Origin of the sequence: Agrococcus sp. Ld7, from assembly GCF_045064095.1 — a bacterium.
Lineage (GTDB): Bacteria > Actinomycetota > Actinomycetes > Actinomycetales > Microbacteriaceae > Agrococcus.
Genome location: NZ_JBISGY010000026.1, coordinates 207,267 through 227,888, shown reverse-complemented (window position 1 = coordinate 227,888; position 20,622 = coordinate 207,267). Strand labels below are relative to the sequence as shown.

Annotated in this window: 20 protein-coding genes; 1 reads left to right on the top strand and 19 read right to left on the bottom strand. The window is 71.4% G+C overall.

Features of this window, described 5'->3' with window-relative positions:
* Nucleotides 1–5 precede the first annotated feature (5 nt).
* The 18 genes from ACJJVL_RS05905 to ACJJVL_RS05820 form a co-directional block, all read right to left on the bottom strand.
* Entirely contained in the window at nt 6–767 is a 762-nt protein-coding gene (locus ACJJVL_RS05905) for a DivIVA domain-containing protein (RefSeq protein ID WP_405217435.1), read from the bottom strand.
* A 136-nt stretch (nt 768–903) separates the two neighbouring features.
* Complete coding sequence (locus ACJJVL_RS05900; protein WP_405217434.1) at nt 904–1,206, bottom strand: YggT family protein; 303 nt, start codon at nt 1,204–1,206, stop codon at nt 904–906.
* A 4-nt stretch (nt 1,207–1,210) separates the two neighbouring features.
* The gene (locus ACJJVL_RS05895) at nt 1,211–1,678 is read right to left on the bottom strand and encodes a cell division protein SepF (RefSeq protein WP_405217433.1); all 468 of its coding nucleotides are present in this window, start codon (nt 1,676–1,678) and stop codon (nt 1,211–1,213) included.
* A gap of 28 nt (nt 1,679–1,706) precedes the next feature.
* Complete coding sequence (locus ACJJVL_RS05890; RefSeq protein ID WP_405217432.1) at nt 1,707–2,381, bottom strand: YggS family pyridoxal phosphate-dependent enzyme; 675 nt, start codon at nt 2,379–2,381, stop codon at nt 1,707–1,709.
* Between the two features lie 9 nt (nt 2,382–2,390).
* Entirely contained in the window at nt 2,391–3,563 is a 1,173-nt protein-coding gene (gene ftsZ, locus ACJJVL_RS05885) for a cell division protein FtsZ (protein ID WP_405217431.1), read from the bottom strand.
* 179 nt (nt 3,564–3,742) lie between these two features.
* Nucleotides 3,743–4,885: an FtsQ-type POTRA domain-containing protein gene (locus tag ACJJVL_RS05880; RefSeq protein WP_405217429.1), complete on the bottom strand. Its 1,143-nt coding sequence runs from the start codon at nt 4,883–4,885 to the stop codon at nt 3,743–3,745.
* Nucleotides 4,882–6,294, bottom strand: coding sequence for a UDP-N-acetylmuramate--L-alanine ligase (gene murC / locus ACJJVL_RS05875; RefSeq protein WP_405217427.1), 1,413 nt, complete (start codon nt 6,292–6,294; stop codon nt 4,882–4,884). Before murC ends, ACJJVL_RS05880 begins: the two co-directional genes overlap by 4 nt.
* On the bottom strand, nt 6,291–7,373 hold the full coding sequence (murG, locus tag ACJJVL_RS05870; protein WP_405217426.1) for an undecaprenyldiphospho-muramoylpentapeptide beta-N-acetylglucosaminyltransferase: 1,083 nt from the start codon (nt 7,371–7,373) through the stop codon (nt 6,291–6,293). Before murG ends, murC begins: the two co-directional genes overlap by 4 nt.
* A 2-nt stretch (nt 7,374–7,375) precedes the next feature.
* Nucleotides 7,376–8,614 (bottom strand): putative lipid II flippase FtsW, encoded by a 1,239-nt coding sequence (gene ftsW, locus ACJJVL_RS05865; RefSeq protein WP_405217425.1) that lies wholly within the window; start codon nt 8,612–8,614, stop codon nt 7,376–7,378.
* Nucleotides 8,577–10,076, bottom strand: a complete 1,500-nt coding sequence (gene murD / locus ACJJVL_RS05860; RefSeq protein ID WP_405217424.1) for a UDP-N-acetylmuramoyl-L-alanine--D-glutamate ligase — start codon at nt 10,074–10,076, stop codon at nt 8,577–8,579. Before murD ends, ftsW begins: the two co-directional genes overlap by 38 nt.
* Complete coding sequence (mraY, locus tag ACJJVL_RS05855; protein ID WP_405217423.1) at nt 10,076–11,161, bottom strand: phospho-N-acetylmuramoyl-pentapeptide-transferase; 1,086 nt, start codon at nt 11,159–11,161, stop codon at nt 10,076–10,078. The genes murD and mraY overlap by 1 nt, the downstream gene beginning before the upstream one ends.
* Complete coding sequence (murF, locus tag ACJJVL_RS05850; protein WP_405217422.1) at nt 11,161–12,564, bottom strand: UDP-N-acetylmuramoyl-tripeptide--D-alanyl-D-alanine ligase; 1,404 nt, start codon at nt 12,562–12,564, stop codon at nt 11,161–11,163. Before murF ends, mraY begins: the two co-directional genes overlap by 1 nt.
* A 13-nt stretch (nt 12,565–12,577) precedes the next feature.
* Complete coding sequence (locus tag ACJJVL_RS05845; RefSeq protein ID WP_405217420.1) at nt 12,578–14,173, bottom strand: Mur ligase family protein; 1,596 nt, start codon at nt 14,171–14,173, stop codon at nt 12,578–12,580.
* A 75-nt stretch (nt 14,174–14,248) separates the two neighbouring features.
* Nucleotides 14,249–16,033 carry a peptidoglycan D,D-transpeptidase FtsI family protein gene (locus tag ACJJVL_RS05840; RefSeq protein WP_405217418.1) on the bottom strand — a complete coding sequence of 595 codons (1,785 nt, stop codon included), beginning with the start codon at nt 16,031–16,033 and terminating at the stop codon, nt 14,249–14,251.
* Between the two features lie 113 nt (nt 16,034–16,146).
* The gene (locus ACJJVL_RS05835) at nt 16,147–16,794 is read right to left on the bottom strand and encodes a hypothetical protein (protein ID WP_405217416.1); all 648 of its coding nucleotides are present in this window, start codon (nt 16,792–16,794) and stop codon (nt 16,147–16,149) included.
* Complete coding sequence (gene rsmH / locus ACJJVL_RS05830) at nt 16,791–17,795, bottom strand: 16S rRNA (cytosine(1402)-N(4))-methyltransferase RsmH (RefSeq protein WP_405217414.1); 1,005 nt, start codon at nt 17,793–17,795, stop codon at nt 16,791–16,793. Before rsmH ends, ACJJVL_RS05835 begins: the two co-directional genes overlap by 4 nt.
* 97 nt (nt 17,796–17,892) lie before the next feature.
* Nucleotides 17,893–18,324, bottom strand: coding sequence for a division/cell wall cluster transcriptional repressor MraZ (mraZ, locus tag ACJJVL_RS05825; protein ID WP_405217413.1), 432 nt, complete (start codon nt 18,322–18,324; stop codon nt 17,893–17,895).
* A 298-nt stretch (nt 18,325–18,622) separates the two neighbouring features.
* On the bottom strand, nt 18,623–19,003 hold the full coding sequence (locus ACJJVL_RS05820; protein WP_405217411.1) for a DUF3040 domain-containing protein: 381 nt from the start codon (nt 19,001–19,003) through the stop codon (nt 18,623–18,625).
* 86 nt (nt 19,004–19,089) lie between these two features.
* On the opposite strand from ACJJVL_RS05820, the gene ACJJVL_RS05815 reads away from it, so the two are divergent.
* Nucleotides 19,090–20,202 carry a polyprenyl synthetase family protein gene (locus ACJJVL_RS05815; RefSeq protein ID WP_405217409.1) on the top strand — a complete coding sequence of 371 codons (1,113 nt, stop codon included), beginning with the start codon at nt 19,090–19,092 and terminating at the stop codon, nt 20,200–20,202.
* Nucleotides 20,203–20,218: 16 nt separating this feature from the next.
* Here ACJJVL_RS05815 and ACJJVL_RS05810 read toward each other — a convergent pair whose 3' ends face one another.
* Nucleotides 20,219–20,587, bottom strand: coding sequence for an Rv2175c family DNA-binding protein (locus tag ACJJVL_RS05810; protein WP_405217408.1), 369 nt, complete (start codon nt 20,585–20,587; stop codon nt 20,219–20,221).
* Nucleotides 20,588–20,622 lie beyond the last annotated feature (35 nt).

Here is a 20,622-nt window from a genome sequence, read left to right as displayed (position 1 = left end):
GCCGCTCAGCTGCCGCTCTGCCCGCCGAAGGCGAGCGAGGAGGAGCGGTCGAGGTCGCGAAGCTGGCTCTCGATGTAGCCGCGCAGCTTGAGGCGGTAGTCGCGCTCGAAGCTCTTCAGCTCGTCGATCTTCGTCTCGAGGCCGGCCTTCAGCTCGTCGAGCTTTGCCTTCTTGTCGTCGAACTCGCCCTGTAGCACGGCCTTGCGCTGCTCGGCTGCATCCTCGATCTCCTGCGCGCGAGCCTCCGCCGCGGCGATCAGCTCGTCGCGCTTCTGCTCACCGGCGGCGACGTGCTCGTCGTGCACGCGCTGCGCGAGGGCGAGGAGGCTGTCGGCGTTGGCGACCGAGGGGGATGCCGATGCCTGCGCCGGGACGTCGGCGGCTGCGGGGGCCTCGGCCTCCTGGCCGGCGGACTGGTCCTGCTCAGCCGGCTGCGCGTCTGCAGCGGCCTGGTCGGCCGCCGCTGCGGCGGCGTCGCGGTCGGCGAGCTCCTTGGTGAGGCGCTCGTTCTCGGCGCGCAGCGAGCCGAGCTCTGCCGCGTCCGGGCGCGCGACGGACTCGACATCGCCGTCGGCCGACGCAGCCGGGGCGCTGCCGGACTTGAGCTGCTCGTTCTCGGCGCGGAGCGTCTCGTTCTCCTCCGTCAGCCGGCGGAGCTCCGTGACGACCTCGTCGAGGAAGTCGTCGACCTCGTCCTGGTCATAGCCATCCCGGAAGCGCGTCGTCTCGAAGCGCTTGTGGACGACGTCATCAGGAGTGAGAGCCATGGCGTGCCTTTCTAGGTCAGGGTCCTGCCGGGAGGCAGACAGCACACATTCACTGTACCCGGCGTGATTCGCTTCCGAGATCGTAGCGCCCTGCCGCGCGCTTCACGTCGGGGCGGCGCTCATCGGCGAAGCGCCGCTAGACGAAGCGGAGGGGGCTGATGATGGTCGTCAGCAGGAGCAGTGCGAGCAGCAGCACCAGCATCGCGATGTCCAGCATCGCGCCGCCGATGCGCACGGGCTTCACGAACCGGCGCACGAAGCGCAGCGGCGGATCGGTGAGCCGCAGCAGCCAGACGGAGATGAAGAGCCAGAAGCCCGTTGGGCGCCAATCACGACGGATCTGCCGGACGAAGTCGAGGATGATCCGCGCCCAGAGGACGTAGAACGCGACCAGCAGTGCAGTGTGGACGACCCAGGCGAGGATCGAGACGATCGTCACCGCGTCAGTGGGCGAAGACGGCTGCGTCCACGTCCTCGTCGACGCCGCGGCCTCCGGAGACCGCGATGTGCTCCGGCGTCAGCAGGTAGACCTTGGTCGTGACGCGCTCGATGCGGCCCTCCAGGCCCTGCGTGAGGCCGGCGGAGAAGTCGATCAGGCGGCGCGCGTCGCCGTCGGTCATCTGGGACAGGTTGATGATCACGGGCGTGCCGTCGCGGAACGCCTCTGCAATGGCCTTCGCGTCCTTGTACTGGCGCGGGTGCACCGTCAGGATCTCGCTCATGTCGTTCACCTTCTGGCTCGTGCGGAGCTTGGTGACGGGCGCACGACGCGGCTCCTCGACGCGTTCGCGCGGCTGCTGCGGCGCGCGGTCGTGCTCCTCGGCCCGCTCGACAGGACGGACCTCCTGGGTCAGCTCATCCTCTTCGGCGAAGCCGAAGTAGATCGCCGCCTTCTTCAGTGCGTTGCTCATGGGATCCTCCTCGTGGCGTGCGTTCACGCTATCCGCCGCGCGGGCGGTTTCCCGTGATTGCGGTGCCGATTCTCAGGTGTGTCGCGCCGTGCTGGAGCGCCTCGCGCCAGTCACCGCTCATGCCGGCGGAGATCCACTCCGCCGTCGGGTCGATGCCGCGCACGCGCTCGGCGTACGCGGCGAGCCGCTCGAAGGCGGCACCGGGCTCCTCGTCGAGCGGAGCGACGGCCATCACGCCGCGCAGCCGCAGGTGCTCGGCAGCGGCGACGCGCTCGGCGAGAGCCTCCAGGCCCGCCGCAGCGACACCGCCTCTCGCGGGGTCGTCGGTCAGGTTGACCTGCACCAGCGCATCCCGCACCGGGCGGTCGTCCTCCGGCTCGCCGCCCTCGAGCGCCTCGACCAGCTCCAGGGAGTCGATCGAGTGCAGCACGTCTGCGTAGCGCGCGACCTGGCGCGCCTTCTTGCGCTGCAGCTGGCCGAGGAAGTGCCAGGTGAGGTCGAGGTCGGCCAGCGCGGTCGCCTTGTCGCGCGCCTCGGGGTGCCGGTTCTCGCCGAAGTCGCGATGCCCGGTCGAGGCGAGCTCGCGCACGAGCTCGACCGGGTGGAACTTCGTGACCACCACCACCGTCACGTCGCGCGCCTGACGCGCCTGCTCGAGATCCTCGAGGAAGGCGGTCAGGCGCGCGGCGGGGCTGTCGGTCACGATTCGGTCTCAGCGCAGGAAGTCGGGGAGGAACTCGTCCTCCTCCTCGTCCACCTGGGTGAGGGGCTGCACGGGGCCCGTGAGGTGGTCGGCGACCGGCGGCGCCGGCACCGCGCGACGCTCGGCAGGCTCCTCCACGCGCGGCGCCGACGGCGTGCTGGGAGCAGAAGCCCGCAGCCCCATCTCCTCGCGCGCGGCGGTGCGGATGACCGTGTCGTCGTCCTTCGTGATCGGCCCCGTGCCGTCGAAGCCGGCGGCGATGACGGTCACGCGCACCTCGTCGCCGAGCGTGTCGTCGATGACCGTGCCGAAGATGATGTTCGCCTCCGGGTGCACGGCCTCCTGCACGAGCTTCGCCGCATCGTAGGTCTCGTGGATGCCCAGGTTGCTGCCGGCCTGGATCGACAGCAGCACGCCGTGTGCGCCGTCGATCTTCGCCTCCAGCAGCGGGCTGGCGACCGCGAGCTCCGCAGCCTTGATGGCCCGGTCGGCGCCCCGCGAGGAGCCGATGCCCATGAGCGCGCTGCCGGCCCCCTGCATGACCGACTTCACGTCGGCGAAGTCGACGTTGATGAGGCCGGGCGTGGTGATCAGGTCGGTGATGCCCTGCACACCCGCGAGCAGCACCTGGTCGGCGGTCTCGAACGCCTCGACCATCGAGATGCCCATGTCGGAGATCTCGAGCAGTCGGTCGTTCGGTACCACGATGAGCGTGTCGACCTCGTTCTTGAGCGCCTCGACGCCGGTCTCGGCCTGCGCCTGCCGACGACGGCCCTCGAACGAGAACGGCTTCGTCACGACGCCGACGGTGAGCGCACCGAGGCTCTTGGCGATGCGCGCCACGACCGGGGCGCCGCCCGTGCCGGTGCCGCCACCCTCGCCCGCGGTGACGAAGACCATGTCGGCCCCCGAGAGGGCCTCCTCGATCTCCTCCGCGTGGTCCTCGGCCGCTCGCCTGCCGACCTCGGGGTCGGCACCAGCGCCGAGACCCTTGGTGAGCTCACGGCCGACGTCGAGCTTGACGTCGGCGTCACTGAGCAGCAGTGCCTGCGCGTCGGTGTTGATCGCGATGAACTCGACGCCTCGCAGGCCCAGATCGATCATGCGGTTGACGGCATTCACACCGCCACCGCCTACGCCGACCACCTTGATGACGGCGAGGTAGTTGTTGTTGGAAGTCACGTGCCCGGCCCCTCGATCGAACTCTCAACCTCTACTTGAAGTTTAGAGAATTCCTCATTTCATGCTGACAACTCCGACGGTACGGGCGCGGGCGGCGTGCGCTCGGCACCGAAGGGGTGTGTCGCGCCCGGATACGACAAGAAAAAGAATCGTCAGGTTCACGAGCAGGCGGCGACGCCTCAGGACTCGCGCACCACCGGGTGCTCGGGAGCACGGACATCGAGCACTGCCGCCGCAGAGGGCTCCTGCGTCGCCATCAGCGCGGCGAGCACGTCCGCCTTCAGCGGGCTCTGCTCCGCCCCACCCCACTGCACGGTCTGCCCGGTGCTGAGCGTCAGCCGGATGTCGGACGGCGTCGATGCCTCGATCGTCTCGGTCTGCACCAGCACGTCGCTCGGCACCGACACGAGCACGGTCGCGACCGCCTCGAACTCCTCCGAGCCGAGCTCGACCCCCGAGAGGCGCGGGAGCGCCTCGGTGCTCGCATCCACGGCACCGAGCACGACGCCGGCGGCGTCGATGACGGAGACCCCCTCGGCCGACTCCACGATCGCCACGGGGCGACGCTCGATCAGCCGCACGATCACCGTGGATGGCGGTACGACATCGACGCGGAACGACTCGATCTGCGGGATCGACTGCAGCCGCGCGGCGACCTCAGCCTCGGTGACCGTCGCGATCGGCTCCCCGACCTGGTCGGCGAGCGCGGCCTCGACGGCCGCGGGGTCGATGCGCTCGGTGCCCTCCACGCGCACCTCGCGCACCGACATGAGCGGTGAGTACACGAGGCCCACGAGCACCAGCAGCGCGAGCACGAGTCCGCCGACGCCCAGCAGCGCGGCACGCAGCTGCCGACGGCGGGACGCCGTGAATCGACGGACCTCCTCGCGCTCCGCGCGAGCGCGCGCGCGTGTGGCGGCGCGAGCCTCGCGCTTGCTGTCCTTGAGCTCCTCGCGATCGAGCCTGCGCTGCTCGCGCTGCGCGAGCCGCCAGGCGCGGTCGACGCGCTGCGCGTTCGACCCGCTCCCCCGCACCCCGTGCTCGTCGGCGGTGTGCGTGACCGACGGGTCCGCACCCGCTGCGGGCACGTCGACGTCGTCGGCGTCGTCGGTGCGATCCAGATCGGCATAGGCGCTCAGCGCCCAGCGACGCGGCTCCTGGGTCTCGCCGGCGAGCATCTCCGCGCGCTCGCGCCGACGCCGCAGGGCGTCGAGCCGGACGACCTCTCGCACCTCTGCAGCCGCGTCGCTCGGATTCGACGGGGACGGCGAGGCGGGGGCCTCCCCGTCGAGCGGGCGATCGAAGCCGTCGGGTCGCCTCACGCGTCGTCGGCGTCCTCGAGCGCCGACAGCACCTGCGGGATGATGCGGTAGACATCGCCGCAGGAGAGCGTGACGATGATGTCGCCCGGGCGCGCGAGCGCGGCAGCGCGCTCGGCGGCCGCCTGCCAGTCGGGCAGGAAGTCGACGCCGGTCGCGTCGACGAAGCGGTCGGCGACCAGCGCGCCCGTGACGCCCGGGATGGGGTCCTCCCGTGCGCCGTACACGTCGAGCACCACCGTGTGGTCGGCGACGCGCTCGTAGACCGAGGCGAACTCGCCCGCCATGTCGCGGGTGCGCGTGTAGAGGTGCGGCTGGTGGATGGCGATGATGCGGCCCGCTCCGATGACGGTGCGGGCGGCGGTGAGCGCCGCGTCGACCTCCGCCGGGTGGTGGGCGTAGTCGTCGAAGACGCGCACGCCGCGTCGCTCGCCATGCAGCTCGAAGCGACGACCGGTGCCGCGGAAGGCGGCGAGCGCATGGGCGATGTCGGCCGGCGCGAATCCGAGCGCGACGAGCGTCGCGAGCGCGCCCGCGGCATTCACCGCGTTGTGGCGCCCCGGCACGCCCACCTCGAGCTCGATGCGCTCGTCTCCGACGGCCAGGGTGCACGATGCCGTGACGCCCGTGCGGATCTCGACGATCCGCACGTCCGCGTCCTCGTGCTCGCCGAAGGTCACGACGCGCTCGTGCGAGATCAGCGGGCGCAGCCGCTGCGCCCCCTCGTCGTCGGCGGAGATGACGACCGCCTCGCTCGCCCGGTTGGCGAACTCGGCGAAGGCCTCGTCGAACGCCTCGGGGGTGCCGTAGTGGTCGAGGTGGTCGGTGTCGACGTTCGTGATCAGCGCGACCGCCACGTCGTAGAGCAGGAAGGAGCCGTCGGACTCATCGGCCTCGAGCACGAACATGTCGGAGGTGCCGTGGCCGCTCGAGGCGTCGAGCCCGGCGATCACGCCGCCGTTGACGAAGCCGGCGTCGACGCCGAGCCCGTGCAGGCCGACGACCAGCATGCCGGTGGTGGTGGTCTTGCCGTGCGCGCCCCCGACGGCGACGACCCGCTTGCCGCGCGCGAGCACGTGCAGCGCCTGCGAGCGATGCAGCACCGGAATGCCGTGCTCGCGGGCCGCGAGCAGCTCCGGGTTGTCGGGCCACAGCGCACTCGTCACGACGACCGCGTCGGCCCGCTCGTCCCCCACGGGGACGTGCTCGGCCGCATGGCCGACCGAGACCGTCGCCCCGCGCTCGATCAGCCGGTCGACGGTCGCCGAGCCGGAGCGGTCGGAGCCCGACACTGCGATGCCCTCATCGAGCATCATGTGGGCGATGCCCGACATGCCGGATCCGCCGATGCCGATGAAGTGCACCCGCCCGATCCGCTCGGGGATGGGCTGGGTGAAGTCCGGTTCGATCACGACTGCCTCCTCGTGGCCGCGGCCCGCTCGATGAGATCGCACATGCGGTCGCTGCCGTCGCTCGCGCCCGCCCCCGCGCTCGCGGAGGCCATCTCGGCGAGCCGATCGGCGTCCCGCAGCAGCGGGACGAGCTGCGTCTGGATCCATTCTGCCGTGAACGCGGCGTCGTCCACGAGCAGTGCGCCACCAGCGGAAACCTGGTCAGCGGCATTCATGCCCTGCTCGCCGTTGCCGTAGGGCAGCGGCACGTAGATCGCTGGCAGGCCGACGGCCATGAGCTCAGAGACCGTCAGGCTGCCGGCTCGACACACCACGAGGTCGGCGGCCGCCAGCGCCAGGTGCATCCGGTCGAGGTACTCGATCGCGACGTAGTGGTCGACGACGGCCGGTTCGAAGTCGGTCTGCCTGCCGCCGGAGAGATGCAGGATCTGCCATCCCGCGTCGACGATCTGCTGGGCCGCCGCGACGATCGCGCGGTTGATCGAGCGGGCACCCTGGGAGCCGCCGGTGACGAGCAGGGTCGGTCGATCCGGATCCAGGCCCAGCGCTGCTGCAGCCTCGGCGCGCATGCCGACGCGGTCGAGGCTCGTGATCTCCGGCCGCAGCGGCATGCCGACGAACTCGCCCTCGAGCGTCGTCGACCGGTACGACAGCCCGACGAAGTCGCTCCAGCGGGCACCGAGCACATTGGCCATGCCCGGCTTCGCGTTCGCCTCGTGGATGACGATCGGCACCCGCTCGAGGTGCGCGGCGCGGTAGGCGGGGGCGGCGGCGTAGCCGCCGAAGCCCACCACGACATCGAAGCTCCGCTCCCGCAGCAGCGCGCGCACCTCGCGCACGACGCTGCGCCAGCGGCCGGGGAACCGCAGCGCGTCGACGTCCGGCCGACGCGGGAAGGGCAGCTTCCGGATCGTGACGAGCTCGAGCCCGGCGCGCGGCACGAGCTCGCGCTCGAGGCCCTCCGCCGTGCCGAGCACGGTGATCTGCGCATCGGGGTCTCGCTCGCGCAGCCGCTGCGCGGTCGCGAGCAGCGGGTTCACATGGCCGGCGGTGCCGCCGCCGGCGAGCAGCACGCGCATCCTCAGCCCCTCGTCGCCGCGACGAGCGACTCGCCGCGCGCGCCGGGGTTGTCCACGCGCTCGAGCGAGAGCACGATGCCGACGACGAGCAGCGCCGCGATGAGCTGCGAGCCGCCGGAGGAGATGAACGGCAGCGGCACGCCGAGCACCGGGAGCAGGCCGAGGACGACGGCGATGTTGACAAGCGCCTGGCCGACCAGCCACACCATGGCGGCACCCGTCACCACGCGCGTCATCTGCAGCCGCGCCTGGCGCACGATGCGCAGCATCGTCCAGGCGAGCAGCGCGAACAGGGCAAGCACCACGACGGCGCCCAGGAGCCCGAGCTCCTCGCCGATGATCGCGTAGATGTAGTCGTTGTCGGCCTCCGGCAGCCACGACCACTTCGCGCGCGAGTTGCCGAGCCCGACGCCGAACAGGCCACCTGCCGACAGCGCCCAGGTGCCGTGCAGCTGCTGCCAGCAGCCGGAGTAGTAGTCGGCATCGGTGCAGCCCTGCACGAACGCGCCGATGCGACGCACGCGCGAGGGGCTCGCGAGCACCACGGGCACCGCGAGCACCACGAGGCCCGCGACGGGCAGCAGCAGGTGCCACCAGCGCACGCCCGCGAACCACAGCGCCCCGAAGGACAGCGCCACCATGATCACCACGGTGCCGAGGTCGCTGCCCAGCAGCACGAGCCCGATGGAGAGGCCCGCGACGGGCGCGGCGGGGATCCACGCCTGCCAGAAGCTGTCGATGTGCTTCTGCTTCCGCGTCATGATCATCGCGAGCCAGACGCACAGCGCGACCTTCACGAACTCCGACGGCTGCAGCGAGAAGCCGCCGATGCCGATCCAGTTGCGGTTGCCGTTCGCGCCGAAGCCGAGCGGGGTGAAGACGAGGATCTGCAGGGCGATGCCGAGCATGATCGCGACCCAGGCGACCCGCTGCCAGGTGCTCGCGGGCATGCGCGAGGCGATCAGCATCAGGACGATGCCAATCGCGGCGAACGCCGCCTGCTTGACGAAGTCGGTGAAGAACGAGTCGTTCGCGACGTAGCTCTCGACCGACGAGGAGGAGAGCACCATGATCAGCCCGAAGACGACCAGGAAGAGCGTGGTGCCCAGCAGCAGCGCTGCGTTGAGCGTTGGAGCGCCGAAGATGGATCGCACGCGCACGAGCGCGCGCTTGCCCATCCGCTCAGCGCGCCCGGCCCGCAGCTCAGCCGAGGTGGGTCGGGGTGCCGTCGTCGTGGCCATGGGCTCCCCTCTCCCGCACCGCTTCGGCGAATCGATCGCCGCGCTCCGCGTAGTTGCTGAACTGGTCCATGGATGCCGCCGCCGGCGCCAGCAGGACCGTCACGCCGGGCGCGGCGTGCGATGCTGCCGCCTCGACGGCGAGTCGCATCACCGCATCAGTGTCCGCCGTGTCGACCTCCACGAGCGGGATGCCGGGCGCGTGTCGCGCGAACGCCTCCCGCACGGGGGCGCGATCGACCCCGATCGCGACGCACGCGACGACCCTCGACGCGTGCCGCTCGACGAGCGGCGCGAGGTCGGCGCCCTTGAAGAGCCCGCCGACGATCCACACCACTCGATCGAACGCGCTCAGGCTGCCTTCGGCCGCATGCGGGTTCGTGGCCTTCGAGTCGTCCACGAAGCGCACGCCGCCCTGCTCCGCGACGAGCTCGGTGCGGTGACGGTCGAGCGAGAAGGAGCGGATGGCGTCGCGCACGTGCACCGGCTCGGCGCCGAAGCCGCGCGCGAGCGCCGCCGCCGCAAGCACGTTGCGCGTCATGTGGGGAGAGCGCAGCCCCGCGGGCTCGAGGTCGACGAGGCTCGCGAGCTCGAGCGCCCGAGTGTGCCGCTCATCGAGGAAGGCACGGTCGACGAGCACGTCCTCGACCATCCCCAGGTCGCTGGGCCCCGGCACGCCGAGTGTGAAGCCGATCGCGCGACATCCCTCAAGCACCTCGGCGTCCTCGACCATGCGCATCGTGACCGCATCCTCGATGCCGTAGACAGCGGCGACCCGCGCGTTCGCGTACACCTTCGCCTTCGCCGCCCGGTACGCCTGAGCGGAGCCGTGCCAGTCGATGTGGTCGTCGTCGATGTTCAGCACGGCCGCGGAGTGGGGATGGAGCGCGCCGGGCCCGGCCTCGGGCAGTGTGTGCAGCTGGAAGCTCGAGAGCTCGACGACCAGCACGTCGAACCCGGCGGGATCGCGCACCGCGTCGAGCACGGGCGTGCCGATGTTGCCGACCGGCGCGACGCGGTAGCCGGCCTCGCGCAGCATGTGGGCGGTGAGCTGGGTCGTGGTCGTCTTGCCGTTCGTGCCCGTGATGAGGATCCACTCGGCCGCGGCGACCTTGTCGCGCACGCGCCAGGCGAGCTCGATGTCGCCCCAGACGGGGATGCCCAGCTCCGCGGCGGCGATGAGCCACGGGTGGTCCGGGCGCAGCCCGGGTGAGGCGATGACGACCTCCGCCTGCGTGATCGCCTCCGGCAGCGCCGCGGCGGTCGCCTCGACGATCGGCACGGCGAGCACGCCGAGGATCGTGCGACGCTCGTCGTCCACCGACTCGGCGACGACCGTCACGCTGGCACCGAGCTCGGCGAGCGTGTCGGCGGCGGCGAAGCCGGTGACGCCGAGCCCGAGCACGGCGACGCGGAGGCCCTGCCAGTCGGCGTGCCAGGACGTCAGTGCGTCGAGTCGGTCCATCAGTGCAGCGCCCACTCGAAGTAGAACAGGCCAAGGCCCGCGGCGACGAACAGTCCCGCGACGATCCAGAAGCGCACGACGATCGTGACCTCGGCCCAGCCCTTCAGCTCGAAGTGGTGGTGCAGCGGCGTCATCAGGAACACGCGCTTGCCCCCCGTGGCCTTGAAGTAGGCGCGCTGCACGATGACGCTGCCGGTGACGATGATCGGCAGGCCCGCCATGAGGATGAGCAGCAGGTGGGTGTCGGTCATGATCGCGAAGCCCGCGAGCGCGCCGCCGAGCGCGAGCGAGCCCACGTCGCCCATGAAGATCTGCGCGGGGCTCGTGTTCCACCAGAGGAAGCCGATGAGGGCGGCGACCACGGTGGCCGCGAGCGTCGCGACGTCCAGCGGCTGCAGCACGTCGTAGCAGCCGACGCCGGCCTCGGGGGCGAAGCAGGACTGGTTGAACTGCCAGAAGGCGACGAACGCGTAGCCCATCGCGGACAGGATGACGGCGCCGGTGGCCAGCCCGTCCAGCCCGTCCGTGACGTTCACGGCGTTCGACGCGGAGACGTTCATGATCAGGATCCAGAGCACGAACAGGATGCCGCCGAGCGCACCCCAGGCGGTGAAGTCGAGCCACGGGATGTCGCGCAGGCCCGAGATCGCCGGGTTCACCACCGTGCGCTCACCGCCGCGGTAGGACTGCGTGATCGCGAGCGCGCCGAATGCGACCGAGACGACCACCTGTCCGGCGATCTTGGCCCATCCGCCCAGCCCCAGCGATCGCTGATTCGAGATCTTGAGGAAGTCGTCGACGAAGCCGACCGCGCCCATGCCGACCATCAGCAGCAGGATGAGCAGCGCCGGCTGCGTGGGCGCGTCCTGCCCGAGCAGCTTGCCGCCGAAGTAGCCCAGCACCGTCGCCACGATGAAGATCAGGCCGCCCATGGTGGGGGTGCCGCGCTTGACGTGGTGCGACTGCGGTCCGTCGTCGCGGATGAACTGCCCCCAGCCGATCCGGGCGAACCCGCGGATGAACAGCGGCGTCGCGAGCAGCGAGACCAGCAGGGCGATGCCCGCCGACGCCAGCAGCACGAGCATCAGAGGCCCCCGATCCGCTCCGCGAGGCTCTGGAGGCCCGACACGTTGGACGACTTGAACAGCACGACATCGCCCGCGCGCAGCTCGTCCCGCAGCACCGCCTCGGCCTCGTCGGCGGTCGCGACCCAGGTGGTCTCCTGGCCGAACGACGACTCCAGCTCGGCGGCATCGTGGATCGCCTTGGCGCCGGTGCCGACGACCAGGAGCCGATCGATGCGCAGGCGCACGGCCTGGCGCCCGAGACGATCGTGCTCCTCGACCGCGTGCGGTCCGAGCTCCGCCATCTCGCCGAGCACGGCGATCGATCGCCGGCCGGCCTGGCGCGTCATGTGCGCGAGCGAGCGCAGCGCCGCGGCGGTCGAGTCGGGGCTGGCGTTGTAGGCATCGTTGATGACGGTCACGCCATCGCCGCGCTCGAGCAGCTCCATGCGGCCGCGCTCGGCGCGCTGCAGGGTCGAGAGCGCATCGATCGCGGGCGCGAGCGGGATGCCGAGCGCATCCGCGACCGTGAGCGCGGCGAGCGCGTTCATGACGTGGTGCTCGCCGAGGATGCGCATGCGCAGCGGCCACGACTCCTCGCCCCGGTGGATGACCGCGACCGTGCCGGCGAGCGTCGAGTCGACGCCGTCTGCCCAGAGCGCGCTCGGCTGACCTGCCGAGCCCCGCTCGGTGCCGAACCAGGCGATGCGCGCGCGCGTCGCGGCAGCCATGCCGCGCACCCGCTCGTCGTCGCGATTGAGCACGGCGATGCCATCGGCCGCGAGGTCGCGCACCATCTCCGTCTTGGCGCGCGCGGTGGTCTCGATGCCGCCGAACTCCCCGGCGTGCGCGAGCCCGACCTTGAGCACGACACCGACGTCCGGGTGCGCCATGGCCGTCAGGCGCGCGATGTCGCCCTCGACGCTCGCGCCCATCTCGAGCACGAGGTAGCGCGTCGACTCGTCGATGCGCAGCATGGTCATGGGAGCGCCGACCTCGTTGTTGAACGACTTGACGGGCGTGACGGTCGGGCCGTGCTGCTCGAGGATGGCCTGCAGCATGTTCTTGGTGGTGGTCTTGCCGTTCGAGCCCGTCACGCCCACGACGGTGAGCGAGCCGAGCTCGCGCACGCGACGGATGACGGCGGCGGCGAGCGCGCCGAGGGCGACGACGCCGTCGGCGACCAGCACGTGCGGCACGTCCTGCGTCAGCGGTCGCTCCGCGACGATGAGCGCGGCGCCCTGCGCGATCGCCGCGTCGATGAATCGGTGCCCGTCGGTGACCTCACCCGGCATCGCGAAGAAGACGCCGCCGGGCTCGACGAGGCGCGAGTCGGTCTCGACCGATCCCGTCACGGGCACGTCCTCGCCCCGGAGCGCGCCGTCGACGGCAGAGGCGATCTCGCTCGCGTGCATCCGCAGCATCAGCGCTCGCCCATCAGCGTGCGTCCCCGTGGTCGTCGTCGCGACGCCGGTGGGCGTCCGTCGACCAGCCTGCTTCGTGCAGGGCGCGCCGCGCCTCGTCGCGCGCCACGAACGGCTCGCGCACGCCCGCGACCTCTCGGTAGTCGGCATCGCCGGGTCCCGCCCAGAGCACGGTGTCGCCCGGCTCCGCGAGCTCCAGCGCCGTGCGGATGGCGACCTCCTCGGGCGAGGACTCGAGCACCGTCGTGTCGCCGGCGCTCCGCGCACCCTCGAGCACCTGCGCGCGGATCGCCGCCGCGTCCTCGGAGCGCGGGTTGAAGTCGGTGACGATCACGACGTCGGCGAGCTCGGCCGCGATGCGCCCCATCTCGGCACGCTTCGTGGCATCCCGGTCGCCGTCGGCGCCGAAGAGCATCACGAGCCGGCCCTCGGTCACGCGCCGCAGCGCCGTGAGGGTCTGCTCGAAGGCGTCGGGGCTGTGCCCGTAGTCGACGAACACGGCAGGGCCCTCATCGCCCGAGACGCGCTCGACGCGGCCCGGCAGCGTGTTGCGCATGCCGCGGTCGATCGTCTCGGCGATGGCCTCGAGCTCGAAGCCGTCCTCGACGAGCATGAGGATGGCGATCGCAGCATCCACCGCCATGTGGCGGCCGATGAACGGCACCTGCACCTCGATGGCGCCGCCGTCGATGCCCGTGAGCGTGAACGACGTGGAGACGGGGGTCTCCTCCCAGATGTCGACGCGCCAATCGGCGGACCGCTCCGGATCGCTCGTGATCGTCGTGACGGGGATGCGGCTGCGCTCGGCGATGCGCGCACCCCAGTCGGTGTCGACGCACACCACGCCGCGCACGGCGCGGTCGGGCGTGAACAGCTCGAGCTTGACGTCGAAGTACGCCTCCATCGTGCCGTAGTCGTCGAGGTGGTCGTGGCTGAGGTTCGTGAAGCCCACGACGTCGAAGAGCACGCCGTCGACGCGGTGGCGCTCGATCGCCTGCGCGCTGACCTCGAGCACCGCCGCGCGCACACCCGCCTCCCGCATGCGCGCGAGCAGCGCGTGCAGCTCGCTCGCCTCCGGCGTCGTGAGCTTCGAGGTGACGACCAGGTCGCCGACGTGGCGCTCGGCGGTGGTCGAGAGGCCCGTGACGAAGCCGAGGTCGGCCAGCAGGCCCTCGAGCATGAACGAGGTGGAGGTCTTGCCGTTGGTGCCGGTGATGCCGAACAGCTTCGGCGGCTGCTCGCCCGTGCGGTAGACCCAGGCCGCGACCTCCCCGAGCGCGGCGCGCGGGTCGTCGACGACGATCACGGGCATCTCGGTGTCGAGCAGGGCAGCACCCGCGGCATCGGTGACGACCGCGCTCGCTCCGCGCTCGAGCGCGGAGCGAGCGAACTCGGCCCCGTGCCGCCTTGCGCCCGGCAGCGCCGCGAACAGGTCGCCCGGCTGCACGTCGGCGGAGTCGTTCGTGATGCCGGAGACTTCGACGCCGTCGAGGTCTCCGTCGACGCGCAGGCCGAACGCCTCCACCAGGCCCGCGAGGGGCCGCGGTGCGGGATGCTCGGGTCGCAGGATCCTCGGGGTCACGCCCGCCACGGCCATCGTCTCCTCCATGTGTCGGCCATCCGGAATCGGTCCGCAGCTGCCGCCTGGCAAGTGTGGTCCGTCACCGTGTCGACCGATCTGTGTCTAGGGCTGATCCGCTGTCCACTCCAGCGGCACGTTCGACGCTGGCGTCGTGCTCGGAGGGATGTCGTACTGGCGGATCAGAAGGTTCACCATATCGTGGAAGGCGGGGATCGCCCCCGCGCTCGTGCGGTTGGTCTGCGGGCTGTCGTAGAGCGTGACGACCACGAACTCGGGGTCATCGACGGGGAAGACGCCGGCCACCGAGATCATCATGCGGCTCGGGTCGTAGCCGCTGCCGTTCTCGTAGGCCATCTGCGCGGTGCCCGTCTTCGCGGCGATGCGGTAGCCCTCGATCGGGAACGTGTCGTAGCCGTAGTCGGTGACCACGTGCTCCAGCACCTCGAGCGTCTGGGTGGCGGTCTGCTGGCTCACGACGCGCTCCCCGCCGGATGTCGCTGCGTCGGTGACCTCCCCGTCGGCGCTCGTGCATCCCTCGATCAGCTGCACCGGGAGCCGCACGCCGCCGTTCGCCATCGCCTGGTAGGCGGAGGCGAGCTGCATGGGCGTCGCCGAGATGCCCTGACCGAACAGGGACGTCAGGCTCGTCTGCGGGTCGAGCCGCGTCGGGTCGTGCACGACGCCTGCCTGCTCGCCCGCGAACTCGACCGCCGTGCGCTCGCCGAAGCCGAACCGGTCGAGGTAGTCGTAGTAGTCGACGCGATCCATGGTCTCCGCCAGCTGCGACATGCCGGAGTTCGAGGAGTTCACGAGCACGCCCGCGGCGGTCCACTGCTCGACCGGGTGCGAGTGCGCATCGCGCACGCGCGCGCCGCCCGCCTCGTACACCCACGGCACGCTCAGCTCCTCGGTGCGCTCGATCAGGCCGAGGTCCAGCATCGCGGCCCACGAGAAGGTCTTGAAGATCGACCCCGGCTCGTACGCGGCGGTGAACGCGCGCGAGCCGCGGTCACGACTGGATGCGGCCGTCGGGTCGTTCGGGTCGACGGTCGGCGACTCCGCGACGGCCGCGACGCTGCCGTCCGTGCGCATGATGATGGTCGTCCCGCTGCGGGCGCGCAGCTGCGCGGTGTACTGCGCGGTGAGCTGCTGCACCTGGTACTGCAGGTCGGCGTCGACCGTGAGCTCGACGGTGCCGCCGTCGACCGCCGGCTCGGTGACGACCGATCCCGGGATCGGCGTGCCGTCGGCGGAGCGGTCGAAGGTGCGCGAGCCCGGCTGCGCGGCGAGGCAGGCGTCCTGGCTGCGCTCGACGCCCGCGAGCGGGTCATCGGTACCCATGAAGCCGACGAGGTTGCCGGCGACCGCGCCCGACGGGTAGACGCGCTGCGGGTTGAGGCGCAGGTACACCCAGGGGATGCCGAGATCGCGCACCGCCTCGTACTGGCGCGCATCCAGCCCGGTGGAGAGCATGAGGTAGTCGGAGTCGGCGTCGCGATCGAGCTCCGCGTAGATCTGCGCCTGCAGGTCGCGGGGATCGTCGCCGGTGATCCCGGCGATGCGCACGAGCGCGTCGCCGACCGTGAGCGGCTCCGCCACCGCGTCGACGCCCGGCTGCAGGTCGCGGGTGTAGCGGGGCGAGACCGTGAGGTCCCAGCGATCGACGCTCTCGGCGAGCACCGTGCCGGTCGCGTCGACGATCTGCCCGCGGGTGCCGAACAGCGTCTGCGAGACGCCGCGCCGCCCATCCGCCTCGGCATTGAGCGCCTCTGCGCGCACGAGCTGGATGTCCGCGAGCCGCACCATGAATGTCGCGAGCAGCGCGAAGGTCAGGACCGCGACGAGCGTCGTGCGCACCGCTGTGCGGGACCGCTTTCGCTTGACCACCACCGTCACCCTCGCCTCTCCTGCTCGCACCGCGAGTCGTCCTCAGCCATGACCGCGTCAGCGATCCAGTGCACGGTATCGATCAGCGACCCGTGTGACGCTGCGCCACGCCCTCATTCCGCCGCCGCGGGCAGCAGCGTCCCCGGAGCCGTCTGCTCGACGGTCTCGGCCGGCGCGACGGGAGCTGCGGGCGCCGCGGGCGCTGCGGGCGTCGCAGCCTCCCCCGGCGGCAGCAGCATGCCGGGGTGCGGTCGCACGGCGGCCTCCGCGACCTCGTGCACGACGGCGGCGGCCTGCGGCTGCGTCTCGAGCAGCGCGTTGGGCACGTACATGCCGAACTGGTCGAGGGCCGGCGCCTGCATGTGCAGGGCGTCCGGGCCGCCAGCGGTGGCGGCGCCCGAGAGCGTGAGGAACTGCGAGGGCTGGCCTGCCAGCATTCCGAGCTCGTCGGCCGCGACCGCCACGTGCTGCGGCGATGACAGCACCGCGACGTCCTCGGCGAGCGACTGCTCGGCGCGAGCGAGCACGTTCGACTCGCCCTGCAGCGCGGAGAGCGAGTAGGCGCCCTCGCTGATCACGACGGTCAGCCCGAGCTGCGCGACCACGATCCCGGCGAGGCCCGCGAGTGCGAGCACACCGTGCACGAGTCGCGGCGCCCGGCGCACGCTCGGCGCGACGACCGCTCTCAGGTGGCGTTCGCGGCTCGGCTGCGGCTGCGGCTGCGGGGCAGCCTGGACGCTGGCGATGGCGACAGTGCTCATGGCTGCTTCCTTCGGTTCTGACTGCTGGGGCGCGGTGCGGTCGGTCGGATGCGCTCGGCGGCTCGGAGCCGCACGGGCGTGGCGCGGGGGTTGGCGGCCTGCTCGGCCTCGTCGGCGCGCTCTGCGCCGCGCGTGAGGAGGGCGAGGTGCGGTGCGTGCTCTGGCAGCTCCACCGGCAGGTCGCGGGGCGAGGTCGAGCTGGCGGCGGCCTGCAGCGCGCGCTTGACGATGCGGTCCTCGAGGGACTGGTAGGCGAGCACGACGAGCCGGCCGCCGACCGCGAGAGAGTCGATCGCAGCCGGCATGGTGGCCTCGAGGATCGCGAGCTCCTGGTTGACCTCGATGCGCAGCGCCTGGAACACGCGCTTGGCGGGATGGCCCTGGTTGGCGAGCGCGCGCGGCGTCGCGGCCTGCAGGATGTCGACCAGCTGCGCGGAGGTCTCGATCGCCGCATCGGCTCGCGCCGCGACGATCGCTCGCGCGTAGCGATCGGCGAGCTTCTCGTCGCCGTAGACCTTGAACAGGCGGGAGAGCTCGCGGTCGCTGCGCTCGGCGAGGATGGACGCGGCCGTCACGTCGCCCGCGCGGCCCATGCGCATGTCGAGCGGCGCATCCTTGGCGTAGGCGAAGCCCCGGTCGGCGTCATCGAGCTGCAGGCTCGAGACACCGAGGTCGAGCAGGATGCCGTCGGCCGCCTCGACGCCGGCTGCCTGCGCTGCCAGGTCGATGCGGTCGTAGGTCGCGAGGACCGGGCGGAACCGGTCGCCGAAGGGCGCGAGCCGCTCCCCCGCGAGTCGAATGGCATCGGGGTCGCGATCGATGCCCGCGACGACGAGCGTCGGATGCGCCGTGAGCATCGCCTCGGTGTGGCCGCCCATGCCGAGCGTCCCGTCGATGACCACCGGGGTGCGCCCTGCGGCGACGGCCGCGTCGATGGCGGGCGCGAGCAGCTCGAGCGTGCGTGCGAGCATGACCGGGGTGTGGAGTGCGGCTGCGTCCATGTCGTTCCCGCTCCCGTCTCGGCTCCTGATCCCCATCCGCGCGACGCGACACCGGGGAAGGTGCGTCGCGGCGCCCAGCTGAGGGTCACGAGCCGAGTCAGAAGATGCCGGGGATCACCTCCTCCGTGGTGCTCGCGAAATCGGCTTCCTTCGCCGCGTAGTACTCGTTCCAGGCCTGCGTGTCCCAGATCTCGGCGCGCGTGCCTGCGCCGATCACGGTGAGGTCGCGCCCGAGGCCCGCGTAGTCGCGCAGGTTCGCGGGGATGGTCACGCGGTGCTGACTGTCGGGCTGCTCGCTCGAGGCGCCGGAGAGGAACAACCGCAGGAAGTCGCGCGCGCCTGCGGAGGTGAGCGGTGCCTGTCGGATCTGCTCGTGGACCCGCTCGAACTCCCGCATCGAGAAGACGTAGACGCAGCGCTCCTGGCCGCGGGTGAGCACGAGGCCACCCTCGAGCTCCTGTCGGAAGCGGGCGGGGAGAATGACGCGGCCCTTGTCGTCGAGCCTGGGCGTGTGGGTGCCGAGGAACACAGCATCCCCTCTCGTCCGGCCTCAAGAGATTCACCAGCGTCTGCCGATTCCCTCCACCGTACTCCACTTCCCCCCACATCTGCAGTGAACCGCATCCGCGACACGGCGTGTTCCGATGATTTCAGCGAAGAATCCGTGTGGAGGACATTGCTCGTGAGCCAGCCGCGGGCAGGCGTCATCGCACGCGCCCCGGCCGGCGGGGGCGAGCGGGTGACGGGCGAGACCCCCGCACAGCACGAGAAAAGGGCCGACTCTTGCGAGTCGACCCTTCGTGTGGAGCGAAGTGGAGCGGGTGGCGCTAGCGCTGCTGGTTGCGGTCGTCCCACTCCTGCGAGAGGCGATCCATCAGGCTCTGCGACTGCTTGGATGCCGCAGGCCCCTTGGCGGCCTGGCCACCGGCTGCGGCCTCGTCGCCGGTCATCGGTCGCGACGCCGAGAGTGCCCACAGCGCGCCGACGACGGCAACCGCGAAACCGGCAACACCGACGATCGCGAGCTTCAGGCTCACGCCGATGATGATGAGCACGAGACCCACGACGACACCGAGCAGTCCGACCGCCACCTTGGTGTAGTCGACGGTGCGCGGACCGGACGAGGTGTTGACGATGTCAGCCTCGTGCTTGTAGAGATTGCGCTCCATCTCGTCGAGCAGTCGCTGCTCGTGCTCGGAGAGGCCCATCTCGCACCCCCTTCGGTCAACCGGTGCGGTACGTCAGTCTACGGGGTTCGGCTGTCAATCGCATGTGGCTCAATAGCATGGTGCCTGTGTCAGCACAGCAGCGCTTCGCCCTGGCCGTCGAGGCGGCCATCCACAGCTACCTCGACGAGCGCGAGCGCGCCCTCGTCGAGATCTCCCCCGATGCCGCCGCGCTCATGGGCCTCGTGCGCGAGATGGTGTCCGGCGGGAAGCGCGTGCGCAGCGCCTTCGTGCTCTGGGGGTGGCACGCCGTGCGGGGCGCGGAGCCCGACGCATCCCACACCACCGGCACCGAGCAGGACCCCGCCTGGCAGGACGTCGTCCGGATCGCAACCGCGATGGAGCTCTTCCACGCCGCCGCGCTCGTGCATGACGACATCATCGATCAGTCCGACACCCGCAGGGGCAAGCCCGCGATGCATCGCGCGCTCGAGGCGATGCACCGCACCGGCGAGTGGGTCGGCACCGCCAGCTCGTGGGGCGAGCACGCCGCCGTGCTGGTCGGCGACCTGCTGCTCAACTGGGCGGATGATCGCATGCTGCTCGCCTGCCGGGGCACGGCGAACGGCGATGCGGTGCACGACGCCTATCGCCGGATGCGCGAGGAGGTCACGTTCGGCCAGTACCTCGACGTGCTCGAGGAGGCCGCGTGGATCCGGCAGGAGCCCGAGGCGCTGCTCGAGAGAGCGCACACGGTCGCGATCTACAAGTCGGCGAAGTACTCGGTCGAGGCGCCGCTCACGCTCGGCGCGCTGCTCGCCGGTGCGGCTCCCGCGCAGCTCGACGCGCTCGCCGGCTACGGCCTGCCGGTGGGTGTCGCCTTCCAGATGCGCGACGATCTGCTGGGCGTCTTCGGCGATCCGGAGGTGACGGGCAAGCCCGCCGGCGACGACCTGCGCGAGGGCAAGCGCACGGTGCTGGTCGAGATCGCCCGGCAGCGCCTCTCGTCCGGCGTTCGCACGATGCTCGACGAGCTGCTCGGCGACCGCGAGCTCGACGAGCGGCAGATCGCGCTGCTGCAGGACGCCATCGCGCGCTCCGAGGCGCCCGAGCGCCTCGAGGCGCTCATCGATCGCGCGGTCGGCGAGGCGCTGGAGTCACTGCACGAGGTCGAGCTGTCGCGCTCCGCGGTGCTCGAGCTCGAGCGGCTGGCGGACACGGTCGCGAAGCGCGACCGCTAGCTGCTCGCGCTCGGCGCTACCCCTGCAGCTGCGCCGCGCGGCGCACCTCAGCCTTGCGGCCCTGGCGCATGGCCGCGAGCGGCGTGGTGCGGAGCGCGTCGTCCTCGCTGATGAGCCAGTCGATCGCCTCCTCCTGGGTGCATCCGAGGTCGAGCAGCACGAGCAGCGTCCCCCGCACCTCCGACATGGGCTCGCCGTCGCGCAGGACCGCCGCCGGCACCTGGACGGGACCGTTCCTGCGCGTCGCGGGCAGCCGGTGCTCCTCGATCAGCCGATGGATGCGGCCGACGCTCTCACCGAGGATCTCGACCAGATCGGGCACGGTGAGCCACTCGGGCTCGGCTGCTGGGCTCTGTGCTGCTGGGCTCTCTGCTTCGTGCTTCACCCCTCCATCATGCCCTGACTCGGGTGCCGGTCGGC

Excerpts from the sequence above, each read along its gene's own strand:
- ACJJVL_RS05905 (WP_405217435.1), bottom strand. The coding sequence starts at position 767 with ATGGCTCTCACTCCTGATGACGTCGTCCACAAGCGCTTCGAGACGACG.
- ACJJVL_RS05895 (WP_405217433.1), bottom strand. The coding sequence starts at position 1,678 with ATGAGCAACGCACTGAAGAAGGCGGCGATCTACTTCGGCTTCGCCGAA.
- murG (WP_405217426.1), bottom strand. The coding sequence starts at position 7,373 with ATGCGCGTGCTGCTCGCCGGCGGCGGCACCGCCGGCCATGTGAACCCG.
- ftsW (WP_405217425.1), bottom strand. The coding sequence starts at position 8,614 with ATGGCCACGACGACGGCACCCCGACCCACCTCGGCTGAGCTGCGGGCC.
- murD (WP_405217424.1), bottom strand. The coding sequence starts at position 10,076 with ATGGACCGACTCGACGCACTGACGTCCTGGCACGCCGACTGGCAGGGC.
- mraY (WP_405217423.1), bottom strand. The coding sequence starts at position 11,161 with ATGCTCGTGCTGCTGGCGTCGGCGGGCATCGCCCTGCTGGTCTCGCTG.
- murF (WP_405217422.1), bottom strand. The coding sequence starts at position 12,564 with ATGCTGCGGATGCACGCGAGCGAGATCGCCTCTGCCGTCGACGGCGCG.
- ACJJVL_RS05845 (WP_405217420.1), bottom strand. The coding sequence starts at position 14,173 with ATGGAGGAGACGATGGCCGTGGCGGGCGTGACCCCGAGGATCCTGCGA.
- ACJJVL_RS05835 (WP_405217416.1), bottom strand. The coding sequence starts at position 16,794 with ATGAGCACTGTCGCCATCGCCAGCGTCCAGGCTGCCCCGCAGCCGCAG.
- rsmH (WP_405217414.1), bottom strand. The coding sequence starts at position 17,795 with ATGGACGCAGCCGCACTCCACACCCCGGTCATGCTCGCACGCACGCTC.
- ACJJVL_RS05820 (WP_405217411.1), bottom strand. The coding sequence starts at position 19,003 with ATGGGCCTCTCCGAGCACGAGCAGCGACTGCTCGACGAGATGGAGCGC.